Genomic DNA, 18,034 nt, shown 5'->3' with positions numbered 1-18,034 from the left:
GCAAGGGGAATCCCTTACTTATTTGGTTGGGAAAGTTTACTAGGTATATAGTCATGGTAAAAAAGGAGTTATACATTGGAAAACTAGGACAAAAGAAATGGATTAAAGACTTCCTCAAGCTTTGTTTTCCATTTGTTAAATCTCGGCATTAGGTTGAATTGAAACACCTCTTCGACTTTGGCATAGTTTTGATCTTCGTATGAAGATACTATTATATTTAATGTTTCTTTTATTTTTGCAGTCATTTCATTGATATCGTCAGTTACTACTTCCTTAGGTATAACTCTCAGTGTGCTTTCAATTGTTGCAAAAGCTTGTACAATATCACTAAATAGTGTAATTGTTGCTTCATATTTCCCAACTTTAAGTAGGGACTGTATATGTTCCAACCCTTCTTGTACGGTTTCTTGTAGGTTTTGTGATTGTTTCATTATGGAGAGGTAGTTTTCCATGTGGATTCCCTCACTTTTATCTTTTTTAATAGTTTACTTTATAGTATAATTTATACAAAACATGCGTTCTCTTTATGGGGTGTTATTATGCAATCGTGGTTAAATTCTAGTCCTTCTTTTAAAGCCATGATCATTGGCAAATTGCTAGGAGATGGATGCATTACTTTGCAAAAAGGTAGAAAACCAAGGTTTCAATTTACTCATCGTAAAAAAGATTACCAATGGATCTATTATTGCTATAGTAAACTAGGAAAGGAAATTCCACTCAATCCACCAAAATATAAGAAAGTAATAGATCATAGGTTAAAACACGGTAGTAGTGAGTGTTATTATGTACAATCTAAAACCTCCGATATCATTACATACTTAAGAGCACAATGGTATCCTAATTCAGTTAAGATAATTCCATTTAATCATTTAATGAATTATTTTAATGAACAAGCATTAGCCTGGTGGTATATGGATGATGGTCACCTTAAATTAAATGAAAATATTCCTGAAAAAATAATATTATCAACTGACAGTTTTACTATTGAGGAAAATCATATGCTTATTGAATTTCTTCAGCAAAAATATAGTCTACAGTTTCATCTTGATAAGCAAAATCGAATTATTTTGTATAACCAATTTCAAATTTATTATTTTCTCTGCTTGGTAACTCCTTACCTTCATGAAAGTATGAACAGAAAGTTTATCTCAAGTTACAACATTCAATTTAATTCCCCTTCTAGAAGGACTACAATATACCTACCTTCATTTTATGACTTGAAGTACCCAACAAAGGAAATAAATAACGTACTTAACAAACTAAATAATATTATTGGATTGTATAAAAACGATTTATTCTATGATACATACTTTACAGTACCCTTTGATCAAAAAGAAACAAAGGGATATCAAATAGTTATATATAAAGAGAATATAAATAATTTAGAATTCATGCATAGAGTTACAGGTTTAAACTATAGTAAACTAACAGAGTTATGTTTTAGTTTATAAAATAAAAGGAATCCCTGCAAAGCGAGGATTCCTTTTATACTATTTAAATTAACGAAGTAATTGTAATACTCCTTGAGGCTGTTGGTTTGCTTGCGCCAACATGCTCTGAGCCGCTTGTGAAAGGATGTTGTTCTTAGTGAAGTTCATCATTTCTTTCGCCATCGTGCGAACATTTACTTTCATAAATGACTAGACTATATCTTCACCCTCTAGTTTTCTAGTAGGGGCCGGGCACTTCGGATTCAGAGGCTTAAGCGGCACCTCTTTCACCTACGAATTTCATCACCATAGCTTACGCTTTAGGTGGTCTATTCTAGTCGTTGAACCTTCGCCAGGTTTTCACCACAGGCGCTTGGCTGCTCGATTGCCCAATCTCTCTTCTTTTCGCTCCTTCACGCTTGCCGTTTCCAGCTACGTTGTGGAGAAGAAAGCTCTAAGGGGTTTCCAGCAATTCACCCGATCATACTCGCTAACCGTTACCAGTTAGGACGACTGTGACTGTTACTGCTTATGCAGCAGCTAAGTCATAATCAACGTCACGGATACGTGATTCTGCAGCAGTTAGGTTTTCTGCAGAAGTTCCTAAGTTGTTAATAGTGTGTTCTAAGCGGTTTTGAGTCGCACCAAGTTTTGAACGTTCAGCAGAAACAGTTTCAATTGCATTATTTAGAGTTGTAATTGCAGTATCAGCCGCTCCTTGTGATGAGATATCAATTCCAAGCGCACCTTTTGTACCTTCAGATAAAGCTGCTTCTGATTCAAATAATAAGTCTCCATCAGTATTATAATAACCAGCAGGGGCAGATTCATCATCAGGAGTAGCTGGATCATCATCCACTGCATCTGTAAAACTTCCAAGTGAATTTCCATCTTGACCAATCAAATCACCAGCAGAATCAACAGTATAAACTTGTCCAACATTTAATGTATCAGAACGCATATCATTTATTGCAATTTGAAGGTTTTGACCTTCATTCGCTCCAATATGAAAAGTTCCAGAGAATGAACCATCTAATAGGTTCTTTGTGTTAAATTCTGTGTTGTCACCAATTCTTGTTATTTCTGAGGCAAGTTCATTAACTTCTTTTTGTAACTCTGCACGATCAGCATCTGTATTAGTATCATTAGAACTTTGAACCGCTAATTCACGCATACGTTGTAAAATAGAATGCGTTTCATTCAATGCACCTTCAGCAGTTTGGATTAATGAAATTCCATCCTGTGAATTTTTTTGAGCCATTTCTAATCCACGGATTTGTCCACGCATTTTTTCAGAGATTGCAAGACCCGCTGCATCGTCTCCAGCTTTGTTAATTTGAAGACCAGAAGAAAGTTTTTCTAAAGATCCTTGTACTGCATTGTTGTTTGCTCCCATTTGGCGGTGTGTGTTTAACGCCGCGATATTATGATTGATAATCATGTTTTCCTTACCTCCATGTAAGTGTATTTTTATTTTTTGTGAGTCACATCCTTGTGCCACACATCTATAACAACTCAATCAGAGTTATTACCAAATTTGTGAATGTTACGGCCATAACATTTATACATCTTGATGATGTACTTTATATATCGACAGATTTAAATAATGTTTAACACTTTTTGATAAAAATTTTATAAAATTATTTTTATCCATACTAAAATTAGAAGTATCAAGTTTTTTATTACAACAAAATACCTCTCTCCCAATAAGAGAACGGACCTACACAAATAATTCTACTTCTCTCCCAAAATCCTCCCCGCCAACGCATACAACACAACCGTACTCACAAAATGCGAGGAATTATCATTCACGTCCTGCTGCGGATACACCTCCACATAATCCATCCCACGAATACCAAGCTTCGCAAACTCATGAACTAACTCCACCAATTCAAATGAAGTCAATCCATTTCCATCAACAGGGCCACCTGGATTAAACGCGAAATCTAGTACATCACTACAAATACTCAAGTAAACCGCTTCTGTCCCTTTAGATGCAATCTCGTATGCCTTTTTAGCCAGGTCTATCAAATCACCAGACAACCGAATATCCCTTGAAGAAATTGTAGTCGCCCCAACCTTCTTCGCATACTCCCCGGTTTCCGGCTTATTCCTTGGTCCATGAATCCCCATATGAACAATACTCTCATTTCTTACACTATCACTTTCATAAATTCGATGGAATGGAGTATTACGTGCAAATAGCTCTCCTTCATAATCTGGGTGATTATCATAATGTGCATCCAAGTGAATGATCCCTACTTTTCCATCAATCTCTTCACTTAACGCTTTCACAATCGGATATGTAATTCCATGATCCCCACCAAATGCAACAGGAAACTTTCCTGTTTTCCAAACCTCACTTGCAAAATTTTCAATTCGATACATTGTCTCCAGAGTGTCAGCAGGAACGACATCCACATCTCCTAAGTCTCCTATGGAATAATGGCTTAGTACGTCGATATGATTCAACTCGGGCAAGTAACCCGAATATCGTGCCGAATTCAATCGAATTACTTTTGGCCCTAACTCACATCCAGTATAATCCCCCCAAGTTACTGAACCTTCCCAAGGTACTCCATACACTAGAACATCCCTATCTTTAAAACTATCATCTCTAAAACTCACTTTTTTACCGTCTAAAAAACAAGGTGTATTACCATATAATTTTTCCTGACTCACAATCAATCTCCTTTCCTTTTATAGATACGGGACAGCAATACAGCTGTCCCGTAAACAAACTATTTTACTTTTGCAACCTTATCGTATTCTTTCAATATCTCCTCTGATGGTCCATTTCCAATTAAACTAAAGACTACAATTGCGACACTAGAGAATATAAATCCAGGCACCATTTCATATAATGCCGAACCGGTTAATGGCCATAGGAATACAGTCAGACCACCAACTAATATCCCAGCAACTGCTCCATTTCGAGAAGTTTTTCTCCAGAATAATGAGAACAAAATCGCAGGTCCGAATGTTGCACCAAATCCTGCCCATGCATAGGACACTAGGTCTAGCACCGAACTGCTTTCATTCCATGCAAGAATCAATGCAATGACAGCAATGATTAATACTGACATCCGTCCGAACCACACCAACTCTTTTTGACTAGCCTCTTTACGGAAATATCTTCTATAGAAGTCTTCCGTTAACGCACTAGATGATACAAGAAGTTGAGAATCAACCGTACTCATAATCGCAGCCAATACAGCAGCTAATAAAAAGCCTGCAACCCATGGATCATACATAAATTGAACTAACTGAATAAATACTTGCTCTGGATCGCCTAATGGTTCATTAAAGGAAACAATACCTAACATCCCTACAATTAGAGCACCATAAAGGGGAATAACAAGCCCAAGTGTTACACTGATCAAACGAGCTTTCCGGACTTCTTTATGGGAACGAATTGCCATAAAACGTGCTAGAATATGTGGCTGTCCAAAATATCCAAGTCCCCAAGCTAATGCGGAAATAATACCGACAGCACCAATCGCACCCGCTGCTTCCCACAGCACTCCTCCAGCTTGGTCATACGAAGTATCAGCAAAAGCATCTATTAAACTCGTATTAATAGAACCTAGTTGATTAAACAGTTCCCCAAATCCACCAATCTTAAACAATCCATAAATGGAAGTAAATAATAGCGCAGCAGACATCAATGCTCCTTGAATAAAGTCCGTATAGCTTACCGCCAAAAAACCACCTAGGAACGTATATGCAACAATAATGATTGCACCAACAATCAATGCCATATGATAATCAATTTCAAAAGTCCCTTGGAATAATTTAGCTCCAGCAACGAGCCCTGATGCGGTATAGAAAAGGAAAAACGCCAAAATGAAAGCAGCAGACACAACCCGAAGCAGGTGGGAGTTATCGCGAAAACGATTTTCAAAGAACTGTGGCAACGTAATCGAATCATTCGTGTATTCCGTATAAATACGAAGGCGTTTTGCAACAAACTGCCAGTTAATCATTGCACCAATTGCTAAACCAACAGCAATCCATAAGCTCCACGTACCAAGACCAGCCGCATACGCAGCACCTGGTAGACCAATTAAAAGCCAACCACTAAAGTCACTGGCCGAAGCTGAAAATGCACTTACCCAGCTGTTTAATTTTCTGCCTCCAAGTACATAATCCGATAAGGTATTTGTCATACGATAGGTTATTATTCCAATGGTGATCATGATCAATAAATATAGAACAAAGGTTACTAACGTTGCATTCATTCTTCATCATTCCTCCTCTCTGTGAAAAATGTAATAGCCGCCCATACCACAAGCAGTGGCATCGGAATAAAGAACCAAAACCATGTCCAGCCTGTTAAGGCATACTCCATACAAACTCCTCCTATTGGTTTAATACAGGACTTAATTCCTGTCCTATATGTTAGGCATATGAGCGGGGTGGGAAGAATATGAGTATGTATTGGAATTAGTGACAGGGACGGAGGATCGGGTGCGGGACGGGGGGGCAGGAAAGGTGTCCCATATTGTCAAAATTGTGAAGAGTTTCTTGTCCGAGACCACTGAAATAGTCCACTGTTGTATAAAACTCAGGTATACTTCCACTATTTCTGGTAGCAAACTGTAATATTTCCATCTATATCTTGCGACTATAAATTAGTCAATTTAATCTTCAGTGGCTAATTCCTATTCCCCGTCCCTTTGACGAATAAATGGAAGTGTACCAAGTCAATAAGGGAATCTACCAAATAATGCAAATTTTACCGAAGTAGATTGCAAATATAACGGTTAAAATGATTTGTACATTCAGAATGAAAGTAAATGAAAGTAATAGTTCAGCATCTAAATCCTTGTTTCCTATAAATCGTCCAAAAAAAATAAGCCTGCTTTTGCATGCTTAAAGGTTTCATTACTATTTTAGTTTCACTTCTTTTTGTAAAAGTGCCACATCGGCCCTTGCATTACCAAGGTCTTCGCTAAAAATGTTAATCTTTTGATCAATTCTACGCGTATCTTTTTTAATGTCTTTTGTTTCTTCTCTTAGTTCATGAATATCCTGTTTCAATTCAATCTTTACCGTATCAATTTTTTCATCTAACTTATTTACTTTTTCATCTAGCTTATTAACTTTTTCATCTAGCTTATTAACTTTACCATCAATTTTGTTCACCTTTTCATCAAGCTGTTTAACATTTATAGAAATTTCTTTCATTATCTGGTACATATCTTTCATCGTAAATTCGCTCATCCGATTCCCTCCCTATATTGAAGTGAATGAATATTATGTTTTAGTTTATCATGTTCTCATATTACCAACAAGCGAATAAAAAGTTGTATTATAGCAAGCCTTGCCACTAAAATTACTGTTTCACACAAGTAATATATTAATTTTTGCTTGTATATCTTCATTGCTTTTTAATTTTCACTGATATAAGAAGGACTTCTAGTTATGTACGCGAATTTCCTGCAACATTAGTACCACTCTCGCACGTGAAGAGAGGGACGAAGATTCACAGTCCGAATACTGTTGGGATGGGACAAGGTTCCTGACCCTCTATCCCAAAGAACTAACCGCTTATCCGATTCACTGGATAAGCGGCTTCTTTATATTTATTAATCGAATACTATTGGAAGAAACTTTAAAACAACCTTATTTGTTCTATACTTTCTTTTCTATTTGACCCTGGTTCCTCTGTTACATATCCTAACGACTGATAGCTGTAGAAGATAAGATGTTATTTCTTTCTTAGCTATATAGATTCCATTTTTAACATTAATCTTTAACTTTTGAGTCATATTTTCATTGGAAAAACGTTTAACGAGTTGCTCAATAAACCATTTGAAGCTGAATTATCTTCGTTACTCTTTATACTGGATACAATCATTAAAAAAAGGGGAGCTTTTCCCCTTTTAAAACACCTCTTCTAACCGTACTTCAAATCCAGCTAAAACTTCTGATTTGATCATTCCTGTTTCCTTCATAACTTCCGTTTGCTCATACAAATGATCATCATTCAAGGTATATATTTGAATGACATTTAACATCGGATTAATGATCCAATATTCCTCAACACCGTATTTCATATAGGCTTCCATTTTTACAACTAAGTCATGGGACTGATTGGATGGACTTAAAATCTCGATGATTAGTTTTGGGACACCTACATATTTATTTTCAACTAACCCACTTTTATCACAAATTACAGACAAATCAGGGATAAATATCTTTACATCATCCAAATCATCACGATATAGCTGAATATCATATGGAGCAGCAAATACCTCACAATCACTATATTCTAGGAAATTGAATAATTTTGCTTGTAACTTTCCTGATATTCTTTGATGCTTTGTTGATGGTGACGGAGACGTTAAAATCACACCGTCTACGTATTCTAATAACTGATTGGTATCTTCTCTCATCGTATAAAATTCTTCAAGACTAACTTTTCTTTCTTGTGGTAAACTCATAAAAATTTACCCCCTGGAATTTATTTGTATTATTATAACACGATATCAGGAATACTGATAATTCTGTTTCCTTCGTGTATCAGAGGGCTAAAAAACTATTCAACCAATTGAGGTTCATTGTGACTACTTCATCAGCGCATCCACCATCTTAAACACCATCTTAATTCCTTTCCGATGATCTAAATAATTATTCAAACTCCCAACAAAATAAGTCTCTAATTCTGGATGATAAAACATGAACGTGCCCGTAATACCAGCATTCCCCCACATATTATATCTCTTCGGAAGTACAAGTGGTGTTGACTTAAATTTCATAATTCCATATCCATAGTCGATCCCTGGAGCGAACTTCGCCCAATCATGCATACGCTCCAATGCCTCCTTTGAAAGAATCTCATGATTCACTACTGCCTTCATAAACCTCAATAATTCCTTAGATGAAGCTACAACCCCACCACCAGCATAGTCGATACTCAAACACCGATAATTGGTAGCTTTATTATCATTAATAAATACATCCGCCATTGGATAATTACTTTCTTGAATTGGAGTGGAATAATGCAGTAAATACGAATTTTTCATACCAAGTGGTTGAAAAATATATTGTTTCAATACTTCCTGAAACGGCTCACCTGTCACCTGCTCAATTACTAATCCAAGCAAGTGATAACCTGTATCCGAATAATGAAACCCTTCACCGGGTGGAAAATGTGATGTAAGATTCTCCTTTGACCATTGGATAGCATCTCGAGGTGTCCAATATCTATCTGGTTCTTCTAGAAGCAAATCAACAATAGGTTTTCCCTCTTTTGGTTTATCCTCAAAGAAGTCATGGATCCCTGCTGTATGATTCAATAAATGCTTCACTTTAATGTCATACGTATAATCCGTTCCTTCATATACATGCAACGCTTGTACCATATCTTCATCTAAATACCTTGCAATAAAATCCTCATAGGACAGATTTCCTTCCTCTACTAACTTAGCAACAACAACAGCCGTAAACATCTTCCCTACACTAGCCACATAATAGGGTTGGTTGGCAGTAGCCTTCATCTCACCTGTAATACCCTCTGCCAAATTCACATGAATGCCCTTCCGATCTGAATGAACCAGTAAGTAGGCATTATGTACATTATTATCTTTTTGAACCATTTTGCGGAACTGACTTTCTAGTAGGTGAATTTTCTCTTTTACGATCATAATAAACACCCTTCACTTTTAATGAGTCACTTTCTTAACTACTATTCGGTGAAGTCGTGATATATTCAATTATCATTTATTCTGTAATGCACTCGTAAAGTTAATTTTGTTTCTTTAGTAGGGAAACTTGAAATGGATGATATTTTAATATTCTCGTTGAGGAGTAATTTGCTGATAAACGTGACCATTCCACTTAGTCCTGCTCATTACCTCTTCGTTCACACTACCATCGCGAATCCAACACCCTCCAGTTCAGCGCTCCACAACCCACCCTCAAAATAACCCACATTAGAAAACTTGGCATTTTCCAAGCCTTTATGGTGAATGCCTTAGTTGCAACTATGCAGGATGGAAAAATTTATACTCCTATCTGCCAAAAAATCAGCTTCTCAATTGAACCGATTCCCAATACAAGATAAAATGGTTCCATGTGCGTCTAAAAACCACATACAATATGTCGGGCAATTGCGAATGTTAAGAATAAAATGTAGTAATTCTATCATATTAAAAGGAGGTTATTCTATGTTCGGTTCAATTACTGCTTTTTTTGACCGCATGGTGCGAAGGTACTTACCTGATGCATTTTTATTTGCTATCATTTTAACCTTTGTTGTATTTTTATTAGGTGTATTTTTTACCGATAGTTCTGCTGTGCAGATGGTGGAATATTGGGGTGGAGGTTTTTGGGATCTATTAGCCTTTGCCATGCAAATGTCCTTAGTCGTGGTGACTGGTTACATTTTAGCAAACAGCCCTATTGTTAAAAAAATGCTGGGGAAAATTAGTAATCTAGCTAACTCGCCTGGACAAGCTATTATCTTGGTAACATTTGTTGCGGGAATTGCAAACTTAATTAACTATGGTTTTGGGCTAGTTGTTGGTGCACTACTTGCCATTCATGTTGCGAAAAGAGTTCCATCGGTAGATTACCGTCTACTTATGGCAAGTGCGTATAGTGCATTCTTGCTTTGGCATGGTGGATTATCAGGATCTGTTCCTTTAACCATTGCAACAGAAGATCACTTTCTAGCTGATCTCGTTGGTGTTATCCCTGTTACCGAAACATTGTTAAGTAGTTTTAACCTATTTATTGTAGGGACGCTTCTAATTACACTACCACTATTAAACCGTTTAGTAATGAAGTCTACGCAAGGATTAGGTAAAATCGATCCTGAGCTACTAGACTTGCAGGCAACCCAAATTGAGGTACCAACAGAAGCACCTAAGGAAGAAATGACTCCTGCAGAGCGTTTGGAAAACAGTCAGATTATCTCTTTAATTATCGGGGTATTAGGTCTTGTGTTTATTATCTACCATTTCATACAGAATGGATTAGATCTAAATATTAATATCGTTAACTTTATCTTTCTATTCTTAGGTATCATTTTTCACCGTACACCGCGCCGCTTCTTAAATAGTGTAACGGATGCAGTAAAAAATGCGGGTGGAATAATTATTCAATTTCCGTTCTATGCAGGGATTATGGGTATGATGGTGACATCAGGATTATCGGAGCAAATGTCAATGTGGTTTGTGAATATCTCAACGGAATTCACACTTCCTTTATTCAGCTTTATCAGTGCAGGAATTGTAAACTTCTTCGTTCCTTCTGGTGGAGGACAATGGGCAATCCAAGGGCCAATTATGATTCCAGCTGCAATGGATCTTGGCGTAGATACAGCAAAAACAGCTATGGCAGTTGCCTGGGGAGATGCGTGGACAAATATGATCCAACCATTCTGGGCATTACCACTACTAGCAATAGCAGGATTAAAAGTAAAAGATATCATGGGATTCTGCGTCATAATACTAATCTACAGCTTCATCCCAATATCTATTGGACTATTATTCTTCTAAATGGGACAATGGGGACAGGTACACTGTCCCATTTTCAATTCCGTGCAACTTAGGGACAGGTTCACTGTCCCCTTTTTATTTTCCAGCAAAACCCTATTTAGACAAGGAATTTTCTTCATTTTCTCTGTGGGACAAGGGACCTGACCCCACTAAGAAGTTTCGTAATCTATTGTTAAATAAGTCTGGTTCGCTTAGGTTGATCATGTGGGCAGAGTGTTTAAAGGAATCTTTTTCACTATGGTTTATGTTGGAATGTAGAAATTCTACGCCAGTTGTATAATCCTACAGTTACAAACGGATATGTGGTTATTTGGAGGAAGCTCTGAGGTTGAAGTTTCCAAGCAAAATGAAAGATTATATCAATCCATGCTAAAAGAAAACTTTCAAAAGCCAGCAATAAACAGGAAGCCGATCTTTCTTGGAAATACTCAAGAGAGACTAGGGGAGGTTCAGGCAAAAACTTTAATAATATATGGAGAAAAAGATTTTTTAAGCTATCAACAAGGTTGGGATAGACGATAGCTAATTCTAGAGCAAGTAATGAACCGAATGAAAGCCCAACTACATGCACATTATCTATATTTAGATAATCCAATACACCTTTTAAATCCTCATAGTTAGTAAACGGTTCCTCAGTAATCTCTGTTTGGCCAAAGCCACGGAGGTCAAGGCGAATAACTTTATGGGTTTTAGCGAATTCGTGAAATTGATCCTCCCACAATCGAGAATCTAAAAAAAGCCCATGTAAAAATAAAATCGCTTCACCTTCCCCTGCCACTTCAAAATATATGTTACCTCCATTTACAGCTACAAAACCCTTTTCAATGTTACTCATTATACAATCCCCTCTCCAAATGTGAATTAACGTAATGCATCAAAAGATAGAAAAGCATGAACTCCTTTAACATGATTAACAACTTGGGTAATATGTAGATCGACAACAAGGGATGCAAATGCATAAGCTTCTGTCCGTGAAATTTGATAGTTGGTTGACATCAAATCTAACATTTCGCTTAATGCTAACCACATAGCTTCTTCAAGGTTTTCATGAAATCCCATCGTTATCCAACCGTCTTTCGTTTTAGCTCGAGGCATATTTATAGGCATATCATTTAGTACGTTAAATGTTAAACTGACTCTCTCCATCGGACACTCTAACGCTGGTCCACTAACCTCACCATCCCCTTGTGCAGCATGACCATCTCCAACCGAAAACAGGCCGCCTTCAACTGGAACGGGTAGGTAGAGAGTACTTCCCGCCTGTAATTCTTTACAATCTATATTTCCACCCCACCGTCTTGGTGTAATCGTCGTGTGTTGCCCATATTCCGCCGGTGGCATTCCCATAATCCCCATAAATGGATTCAGCTTGACCGAATAATCAAAACTTCCAAACTGACTACGGCCAATCATCTTACTATGATCAAGTTCAAAGTCTAAAGTTACCTCTTTTTCATCTACCATACCCATTTTTTCATTCCAATAGCTTTTAAAACCTCCAGCAGAAGCCCATCCCCATGTTCCAGGAATGATTTCATTTATCTTAATTTCTAACGTTTGGTTCGGCATTGCCCCTTCTATAAATATAGGACCAACTAACGAATGGCCAAAGGTTTTACTTTGACGATGTGTAGCGATATCCGAAAATTTCTTTCTCGGACTACCAGCACTGGATCGTTTCTCTAGCCCCCATGCTGAATCAAGTGTTTTAAAAACAACAGTATCTCCTGGTTGAATCTCTAAAACTGGTTCTAGCTCTCTACTAAAAAATCCATGTAGGGTCTCTCTTGATGGAGATACATGGTACACGTTAGCCATCCAAACCACCTACATACAATAGATCTTCAACATCTTTATGATCAACGACACCATCTAACACTTTACGTACCTGCTCAATCGTATCCTGAAGGCTTACCCACTCCCCTTTTTTCTTTGCCACTGGTTCTGCGACATAAAATGGTTGAGTAAGAAAAGCTTCTAATCGTTGTCCTCGGCGATAAACCAATAAATCAGATTCAGATAATTTTTCTATTCCCCATTGATCAACGATAAATGTTAATTCCTTATATCGACGTAATAGTTTTCTAGCACGTTGTTGGATGGAAAAATGGGGTGAATCTAAATACGCACCTTCTAGAATAGAGGAGGTTGAAACAACTGGATCTACCGCTGGAAACATCTTTCTGGTCGCTAAATCCATATCAAATCGCCAAAACGTTTCCAAAGGACCATACGGTAAATCTTCATCAACTACCTCCCCTAATGTATCAACTAACACAATTGTGACCGGTCGTACTGTAGCCTCTTGTAGTTTTTCTTGAAAATCAAAAAGATCACCAGTAACTACCATTGTACGATCTACCCCAATAACGATATTTGATTCCTCGTTCATTTCTTGAACTCGGTTGTAAATATCATCTGGGTAAGAGCTGCTATAATCGACTTGCTCAATGACATCATTTACACCTGCTATCTCTTCACTAGGCATAAGAAATAAAGTTGTAAAATGGAGTTTTTTCAATCGATGGAAGATCTCTGCCATAAGTACTAATTGTCCCATTCCAGGTCTAGCAACTAACCCAGCGGTGCCCCCACGTACTAGAGGTGCAAACAAGTCCAATACTTTGATACCGGTTTCAATTTTTTCCGTATCATTTTCCCTGATGATTAATTCATCAAGTGTACAATCAGCAATAGTTGCTAGGGCAACTAGCGTTTTAACCTCAGATTTTGCGATTGATATTTTCCCTGTTGTGAGGTTAGATACTGTTGCTGGTCGTAATCCTACTGACTTTGCTGCGATCGTAAGGTTTGGAACACGTCTCTTTAACAAAGCTACATTTAAACGAATGTTTTCCTTCATTAAATAAAACCTCCTTTACTATATATAGTAATTTAAGTTACTTTAAAACGCAACAATTATTTCGTTTAAAAGTAATTATTTTTACCTTGAAACAAAAATAACCAATAAAAAAGCAAAACCACACGAAATGGCTTTGCTATTTTCTAACTTTTGGGACGAGGGACCTGACCCCTAATCGGCTTTGGGACATGGGACCTGACCCCAAATAATCAATTCTTCAATAGAACTTATAACATAATTGGGGATACCTTCGTTTACAAATGGGGCAGTAGACCTGTTTTCTGCTCTCCATTTAACCTCACATAATTTTAATAATTGATCATCTTCATTCCTTTTATCGAAAGGAATTTCTATGAGATTGCTTGGTAGATTTCTATGTATCAATACGGAAGTAATTCCCAGCTTATTTGCTAGAATAATATCATGATCGATTCGGTCTCCAATATGGGCAAAAATTTCTCCATCATCTAATAATTGATTTAAAATTCTTTCGTCTGGTTTTGCATAACCACATAAGTCAGGTGTAATAACCTTGTCAAATAGTATATCTAAGCCCAATTCTTTCATGACTGGTACTTGATAGAAGGAATATCCATTTGTTACCGCAGCTAATGAATATCCCGTTTTCTTTAATTCGTTTAAACTCGTTAAAATATTGTTTTCTAAAAGATATATTTTAGGTATCACAGCATGCTTTTTGACCAACTGCGTAACGTCAACTTTTATTGGTATATTTAATTTTTCTATTACTTTACTTACAATATCATCCCAATCATAAGCATCAACTATTCTATTTTCTTTCATTCTTATTTCGTGTTCTTCCAATATTAGCTCCTGTATATCAATCACTTGGTTCAATTGTTGATTAATAGTACATACAATCTCTGGAAAAATCCATTCTACAAATGGGTTCTGCATTAGCGTTCCGTCTAAATCAAACGTAATCCATCGTTTCATCATTACTTCACCGCTCCCTGTGTTAATCCGTCCATAAATTGTCTTGATGCAAAAAGGAATGCAATAATCATTGGTAAAGAAGATAAAGTTAATCCAGCGAATAGTAGATTCCATTGTGTATCGTATTCACCAAATAATGTTAACATTCCAAGTGGTATCGTTTTAAAAGATTCCGATCGAATATGGGACAGAGGGTCAGGTCCACTGTCCCCATCTTGCTTTGAACAATGTCCCTCCCCCTCTGTTCTACCCTAAAAATAAGATCGTATTATATTATGTAATCTCGGTCGCAAACGTAATATTGGAGGTTTTCTTCCAAAGTGTACACGATTGGTTAATAATATTACATGTAGATCTACCTCTGGATCAAACCACATACTTGTTCCGGTAAATCCTGTATGGCCATATGCTGCGTCAGAAAAATAATCCCCACAGGACGAATAATCTGGACTTTTTAAAATCCAACCTAGTCCTCTAAACTCACTATCAAAAGATGTATAATTCTTTCTTGATAAGCGAAGTGCTGCTTCAGACAAGATTTGCTTTCCGTTAAAAACTCCTTCATTCTCAATCATAGTAGCAAAGTTTTGCAAATCATGGACCGTTGAAAACAGCCCCGCATGCCCACTTATTCCACCCATAAATTCTGTATTATCATCATGAACAATTCCGTGTTTATAGTCTTGTAGTTTTTCATTGTATTCCGTAGCAGCATAACGTTCTCTCTTAAACGATGGATTAAACATAGTTTCATTCATTTTAAGAGGTGACAAAATTTCACCTTCAACCAATTGTTCGAATCGTTTCCCTGTAATTACTTCTATCACTTTATACAACGTAATTAGTCCAAGATCACTATATACTACTTTGCCTCCTGTCGCATATCCTAATTCTTGTTTATAAATTCTCTCCAATACCTGTTCTGCATTCAATTCTTCACGGAAATACTCTCGATGAGCCGGTAAACCCGAGGTATGGGTAAGTAAGTGACGAATTGTCACTTTTTCTTTTCCGTTTTGCGCAAAGTCAGGTAAAAAGTAGCCGATACGATCATCCAACCGTACTTCCCCTTCATCCATTAGCTTTAATATCACGGGTAAAGTTGCGATCACTTTTGTTAAGGATGCAAGGTCAAACACTGTATCCAACTGCATTGGTGCTTTTTCTGGATAAACGACGCGATTTCCGATCGCTTCCTGTAAAATCACCTCTCCCTTATGGGAAACATTCACCACCGCTCCAGGAATATGCTCTAAATTGATTTCTTTCTGCAGAAATGCTCGTACTTTTTCTCTCACGAATAATCCCTCCGAATCTATAGATCTTTCTTATAAGAGTTATAGCTTTTTCAGACGTCATAGCCTAGCTTTTTATAAAAATCTACTAATCCAGTCCAATCGATCACAACCCGATTAATTCCACGTTTCCTTAAAAATGCTACCCCAGCCTCGACAATTGCTAAACCATAGCCGTTCTTTCTCTCATTAGCGTCGATTCCTAAAGGTCCAATCCCACCTAACTCATCACGGAAAAGTGGTGCCCAATAAACATTTTGAGCGATGATCGGTGAATGAGAATCATTGATTCTACAAAAGCCGATAATACCCCCTTCTTTCTTCAATAATACGAACTCCCTGCCATTTCCACCTTTTTCAAAATAGTGAATTGCTTCATATTCCCACCTGCCAGGAAAACAACGATGAAGAAAATCCAAAAACTGGTCTTTCTCTTCTATAATTAATAGGCTAAACTCGACTTCTTCAAAGTCTGGGGTAGAGGCTATAGAACTAGAATCATAGTTACACATTAAATCATAATCTTTTCCCTGCTGCTCATACCCCTGCCTTTCAAACCAACGCTTCGTATCTTCCAATTCATGAGGAATTCCTGGAAAGTAGTGCCAAGGATCTCTTCCGATTAAAATACGTTCGATACCTTTGTCTTTAAATATGGTCTCCACATGCGTAAGCATTTTCTTACCAATTCCTAGATTTCGGTAACGGTGATCAATTAAAATTACTTGAATCCAACCGACTTCCTTTCGCATTCCTACTTGCAGTTCCTCTTGCCAGCGTTTTGCAACGACAAATCCGATAATACGATCACGTTCATCAACTGCAATTCGAGAACCATCTAAACAAACATTTTCATCTAAAAAACTATTTTGCTTCAATAATTCTTCTCTCATAGGAAAACTATTGTGAAGCTCTTTATTCCATAGCTTAACAATCTCCGTGATTCTATCTAAACTCCAAGGAATTAATTTCATGATGACACCTCCCTTATTGATTGAAATTGTCCACAAAATTGCTATGTATTTCTGCTTTTTCTTCCTTTAATGCAGCAATAACTGCACCTCCAATCGGTTCGACTAAAGGAATAATGAATTCACCTCTTATATCACTCTTTACTAAAACTTCCTGCATCGTATCCATTAGCAAGTCATGTCGCTTAAATACTCCACCGGTTAACACCACCGGAACTTTACATGTATGAGGAAATAGTTTTTTAGATAAACAAACAATGGATTGCCCTAAATCTTCTCCATTTTTCTGATAGATTTTTGCAGCTACCTGATCACCAAGATCTGCTGCCTCTGAAACTATCTTGCTAATAGAAGCTAATTCTGTACGGGGATTTTTGCTCTGATAGATAAACGGAATTATATCTGGTAGACTGGTCACCTGGTAATGCATTTCCAACAACCGAATGAGCACCGTTTCTTCTGTTATACCATCATATGCCTTAAAGGCTTCACTTACACCATCTCTTCCGATTGCATAACCGCTTCCATAATCACTAAACAAATATCCCCATCCACCAACCCGTTGTCTTTCACCATGTTCATTTACACCAAATGTAATTGATCCAGTTCCAGAAATCTGAACCACTCCTGGTTTACCTAATGTCCCTGAATATAATGCGGTTATCGCATCATTATCGATGTTCACTTTCACATGCTTCGGAAAGCACCCTTCTAAAATGGATTTTAGTAGCTGTTGATTTTCTTGATGGTCTCCACCAGACATCCCTGCAAACACGTTTGTCACTTGGGCAAATACCTCAGGCTGTTGCTCACGCAAGCTATAACAGATTTTTTCTAGTTCGCTCTTTACTAGTGAAGTGTCCACGCTATTTGGATTTGACGGACCAACCTCGGACTTAGCATAAACGTGACCACTTTCATCCACAATTGCACCTATCGTTTTCGTACCTCCACCATCAATACCAATCACATACATTGATGCTTCCCCCTTTATAGAAAAAGGAGCCAC

Annotated in this window: 17 protein-coding genes and 1 pseudogene; 2 read left to right on the top strand and 16 right to left on the bottom strand. The window is 37.3% G+C overall.

The genetic code is table 11. The features are described from left to right. Positions 1 to 83: 83 nt before the first annotated feature. Positions 84 to 452 carry a DUF8042 domain-containing protein gene (locus tag GMD78_RS11770; protein ID WP_196493793.1) on the bottom strand — a complete coding sequence of 123 codons (369 nt, stop codon included), beginning with the start codon at positions 450 to 452 and terminating at the stop codon, positions 84 to 86. 87 nt (positions 453 to 539) lie between these two features. Here GMD78_RS11770 and GMD78_RS11765 point away from each other — a divergent pair, with 87 nt between their 5' ends. Then, a complete protein-coding gene (locus GMD78_RS11765; protein WP_155669003.1) occupies positions 540 to 1,451 on the top strand; it encodes an endonuclease in 912 nt (303 codons plus the stop codon). A 48-nt stretch (positions 1,452 to 1,499) separates the two neighbouring features. On the opposite strand, the gene GMD78_RS11760 is transcribed toward GMD78_RS11765, so the two are convergent. The 7 genes from GMD78_RS11760 to GMD78_RS11730 all read right to left on the bottom strand — a co-directional run bounded on the left by GMD78_RS11760 (position 1,500) and on the right by GMD78_RS11730 (position 9,082). Next, positions 1,500 to 1,601, bottom strand: a complete 102-nt coding sequence (locus GMD78_RS11760; RefSeq protein WP_425495055.1) for a flagellin — start codon at positions 1,599 to 1,601, stop codon at positions 1,500 to 1,502. Positions 1,602 to 1,959: 358 nt separating this feature from the next. Next, a complete protein-coding gene (locus GMD78_RS11755; RefSeq protein ID WP_155669002.1) occupies positions 1,960 to 2,871 on the bottom strand; it encodes a flagellin N-terminal helical domain-containing protein in 912 nt (303 codons plus the stop codon). Between the two features lie 293 nt (positions 2,872 to 3,164). Next, positions 3,165 to 4,112, bottom strand: coding sequence for an agmatinase family protein (locus tag GMD78_RS11750; RefSeq protein WP_343042276.1), 948 nt, complete (start codon positions 4,110 to 4,112; stop codon positions 3,165 to 3,167). Positions 4,113 to 4,171: 59 nt separating this feature from the next. Then, positions 4,172 to 5,671, bottom strand: coding sequence for a sodium/proline symporter PutP (gene putP, locus GMD78_RS11745; protein ID WP_155669000.1), 1,500 nt, complete (start codon positions 5,669 to 5,671; stop codon positions 4,172 to 4,174). Positions 5,672 to 6,320: 649 nt separating this feature from the next. Beyond that, on the bottom strand, positions 6,321 to 6,656 hold the full coding sequence (locus tag GMD78_RS11740) for a hypothetical protein (RefSeq protein ID WP_155668999.1): 336 nt from the start codon (positions 6,654 to 6,656) through the stop codon (positions 6,321 to 6,323). A 662-nt stretch (positions 6,657 to 7,318) separates the two neighbouring features. Then, positions 7,319 to 7,879 carry a Uma2 family endonuclease gene (locus GMD78_RS11735; protein WP_155668998.1) on the bottom strand — a complete coding sequence of 187 codons (561 nt, stop codon included), beginning with the start codon at positions 7,877 to 7,879 and terminating at the stop codon, positions 7,319 to 7,321. Between the two features lie 123 nt (positions 7,880 to 8,002). Next, entirely contained in the window at positions 8,003 to 9,082 is a 1,080-nt protein-coding gene (locus GMD78_RS11730; protein ID WP_155668997.1) for a serine hydrolase domain-containing protein, read from the bottom strand. Positions 9,083 to 9,604: 522 nt separating this feature from the next. Between GMD78_RS11730 and GMD78_RS11725 the strand changes: the two genes are divergently transcribed. Continuing rightward, the gene (locus GMD78_RS11725; RefSeq protein WP_155668996.1) at positions 9,605 to 10,939 is read left to right on the top strand and encodes a short-chain fatty acid transporter; all 1,335 of its coding nucleotides are present in this window, start codon (positions 9,605 to 9,607) and stop codon (positions 10,937 to 10,939) included. 235 nt (positions 10,940 to 11,174) lie between these two features. Here the strand turns inward: GMD78_RS11725 and GMD78_RS11720 are convergent, their stop codons facing one another. From GMD78_RS11720 to GMD78_RS11685, 8 genes and pseudogenes are all read right to left on the bottom strand, one after another. Beyond that, a complete protein-coding gene (locus GMD78_RS11720) occupies positions 11,175 to 11,774 on the bottom strand; it encodes an alpha/beta fold hydrolase (protein WP_155668995.1) in 600 nt (199 codons plus the stop codon). Positions 11,775 to 11,800: 26 nt separating this feature from the next. Continuing rightward, a complete protein-coding gene (locus GMD78_RS11715; protein WP_155668994.1) occupies positions 11,801 to 12,757 on the bottom strand; it encodes an acetamidase/formamidase family protein in 957 nt (318 codons plus the stop codon). Continuing rightward, entirely contained in the window at positions 12,750 to 13,802 is a 1,053-nt protein-coding gene (locus GMD78_RS11710) for an ATP synthase beta subunit C-terminal domain-containing protein (RefSeq protein WP_155668993.1), read from the bottom strand. The genes GMD78_RS11715 and GMD78_RS11710 overlap by 8 nt, the downstream gene beginning before the upstream one ends. A gap of 171 nt (positions 13,803 to 13,973) precedes the next feature. After that, positions 13,974 to 14,762 carry an HAD family hydrolase gene (locus tag GMD78_RS11705; protein ID WP_155668992.1) on the bottom strand — a complete coding sequence of 263 codons (789 nt, stop codon included), beginning with the start codon at positions 14,760 to 14,762 and terminating at the stop codon, positions 13,974 to 13,976. Next, a pseudogene (locus tag GMD78_RS11700) lies at positions 14,762 to 14,932 on the bottom strand (carbohydrate ABC transporter permease); the annotation flags it as partial. The gene GMD78_RS11705 and the pseudogene GMD78_RS11700, both read right to left, overlap by 1 nt. Before the next feature lie 78 nt (positions 14,933 to 15,010). Next, positions 15,011 to 16,057, bottom strand: coding sequence for a serine hydrolase domain-containing protein (locus GMD78_RS11695; RefSeq protein WP_343042275.1), 1,047 nt, complete (start codon positions 16,055 to 16,057; stop codon positions 15,011 to 15,013). 50 nt (positions 16,058 to 16,107) lie between these two features. After that, positions 16,108 to 17,028 (bottom strand): GNAT family N-acetyltransferase, encoded by a 921-nt coding sequence (locus GMD78_RS11690; protein ID WP_155668991.1) that lies wholly within the window; start codon positions 17,026 to 17,028, stop codon positions 16,108 to 16,110. Positions 17,029 to 17,041: 13 nt separating this feature from the next. Then, positions 17,042 to 18,001: an N-acetylglucosamine kinase gene (locus tag GMD78_RS11685; RefSeq protein ID WP_196493792.1), complete on the bottom strand. Its 960-nt coding sequence runs from the start codon at positions 17,999 to 18,001 to the stop codon at positions 17,042 to 17,044. Between the last annotated feature and the right edge of the window lie 33 nt (positions 18,002 to 18,034).

The organism is Ornithinibacillus caprae (assembly GCF_009728145.1).
Taxonomy (GTDB): domain Bacteria; phylum Bacillota; class Bacilli; order Bacillales; family Amphibacillaceae; genus Ornithinibacillus; species Ornithinibacillus caprae.
This window is presented reverse-complemented; position numbering and strand designations above follow the sequence as displayed.

Bases quoted from the DNA above. Each gene is read 5' to 3' on its own strand.
- GMD78_RS11685 (WP_196493792.1), bottom strand. From the start codon at position 18,001: ATGTATGTGATTGGTATTGATGGTGGAGGTACGAAAACGATAGGTGCA.
- putP (WP_155669000.1), bottom strand. From the start codon at position 5,671: ATGAATGCAACGTTAGTAACCTTTGTTCTATATTTATTGATCATGATC.
- GMD78_RS11730 (WP_155668997.1), bottom strand. From the start codon at position 9,082: ATGATCGTAAAAGAGAAAATTCACCTACTAGAAAGTCAGTTCCGCAAA.
- GMD78_RS11770 (WP_196493793.1), bottom strand. From the start codon at position 452: ATGGAAAACTACCTCTCCATAATGAAACAATCACAAAACCTACAAGAA.
- GMD78_RS11765 (WP_155669003.1), top strand. From the start codon at position 540: ATGCAATCGTGGTTAAATTCTAGTCCTTCTTTTAAAGCCATGATCATT.
- GMD78_RS11740 (WP_155668999.1), bottom strand. From the start codon at position 6,656: ATGAGCGAATTTACGATGAAAGATATGTACCAGATAATGAAAGAAATT.
- GMD78_RS11710 (WP_155668993.1), bottom strand. From the start codon at position 13,802: ATGAAGGAAAACATTCGTTTAAATGTAGCTTTGTTAAAGAGACGTGTT.
- GMD78_RS11690 (WP_155668991.1), bottom strand. From the start codon at position 17,028: ATGAAATTAATTCCTTGGAGTTTAGATAGAATCACGGAGATTGTTAAG.
- GMD78_RS11715 (WP_155668994.1), bottom strand. From the start codon at position 12,757: ATGGCTAACGTGTACCATGTATCTCCATCAAGAGAGACCCTACATGGA.
- GMD78_RS11725 (WP_155668996.1), top strand. From the start codon at position 9,605: ATGTTCGGTTCAATTACTGCTTTTTTTGACCGCATGGTGCGAAGGTAC.
- GMD78_RS11735 (WP_155668998.1), bottom strand. From the start codon at position 7,879: ATGAGTTTACCACAAGAAAGAAAAGTTAGTCTTGAAGAATTTTATACG.
- GMD78_RS11755 (WP_155669002.1), bottom strand. From the start codon at position 2,871: ATGATTATCAATCATAATATCGCGGCGTTAAACACACACCGCCAAATG.
- GMD78_RS11705 (WP_155668992.1), bottom strand. From the start codon at position 14,762: ATGATGAAACGATGGATTACGTTTGATTTAGACGGAACGCTAATGCAG.
- GMD78_RS11760 (WP_425495055.1), bottom strand. From the start codon at position 1,601: ATGATGAACTTCACTAAGAACAACATCCTTTCACAAGCGGCTCAGAGC.
- GMD78_RS11720 (WP_155668995.1), bottom strand. From the start codon at position 11,774: ATGAGTAACATTGAAAAGGGTTTTGTAGCTGTAAATGGAGGTAACATA.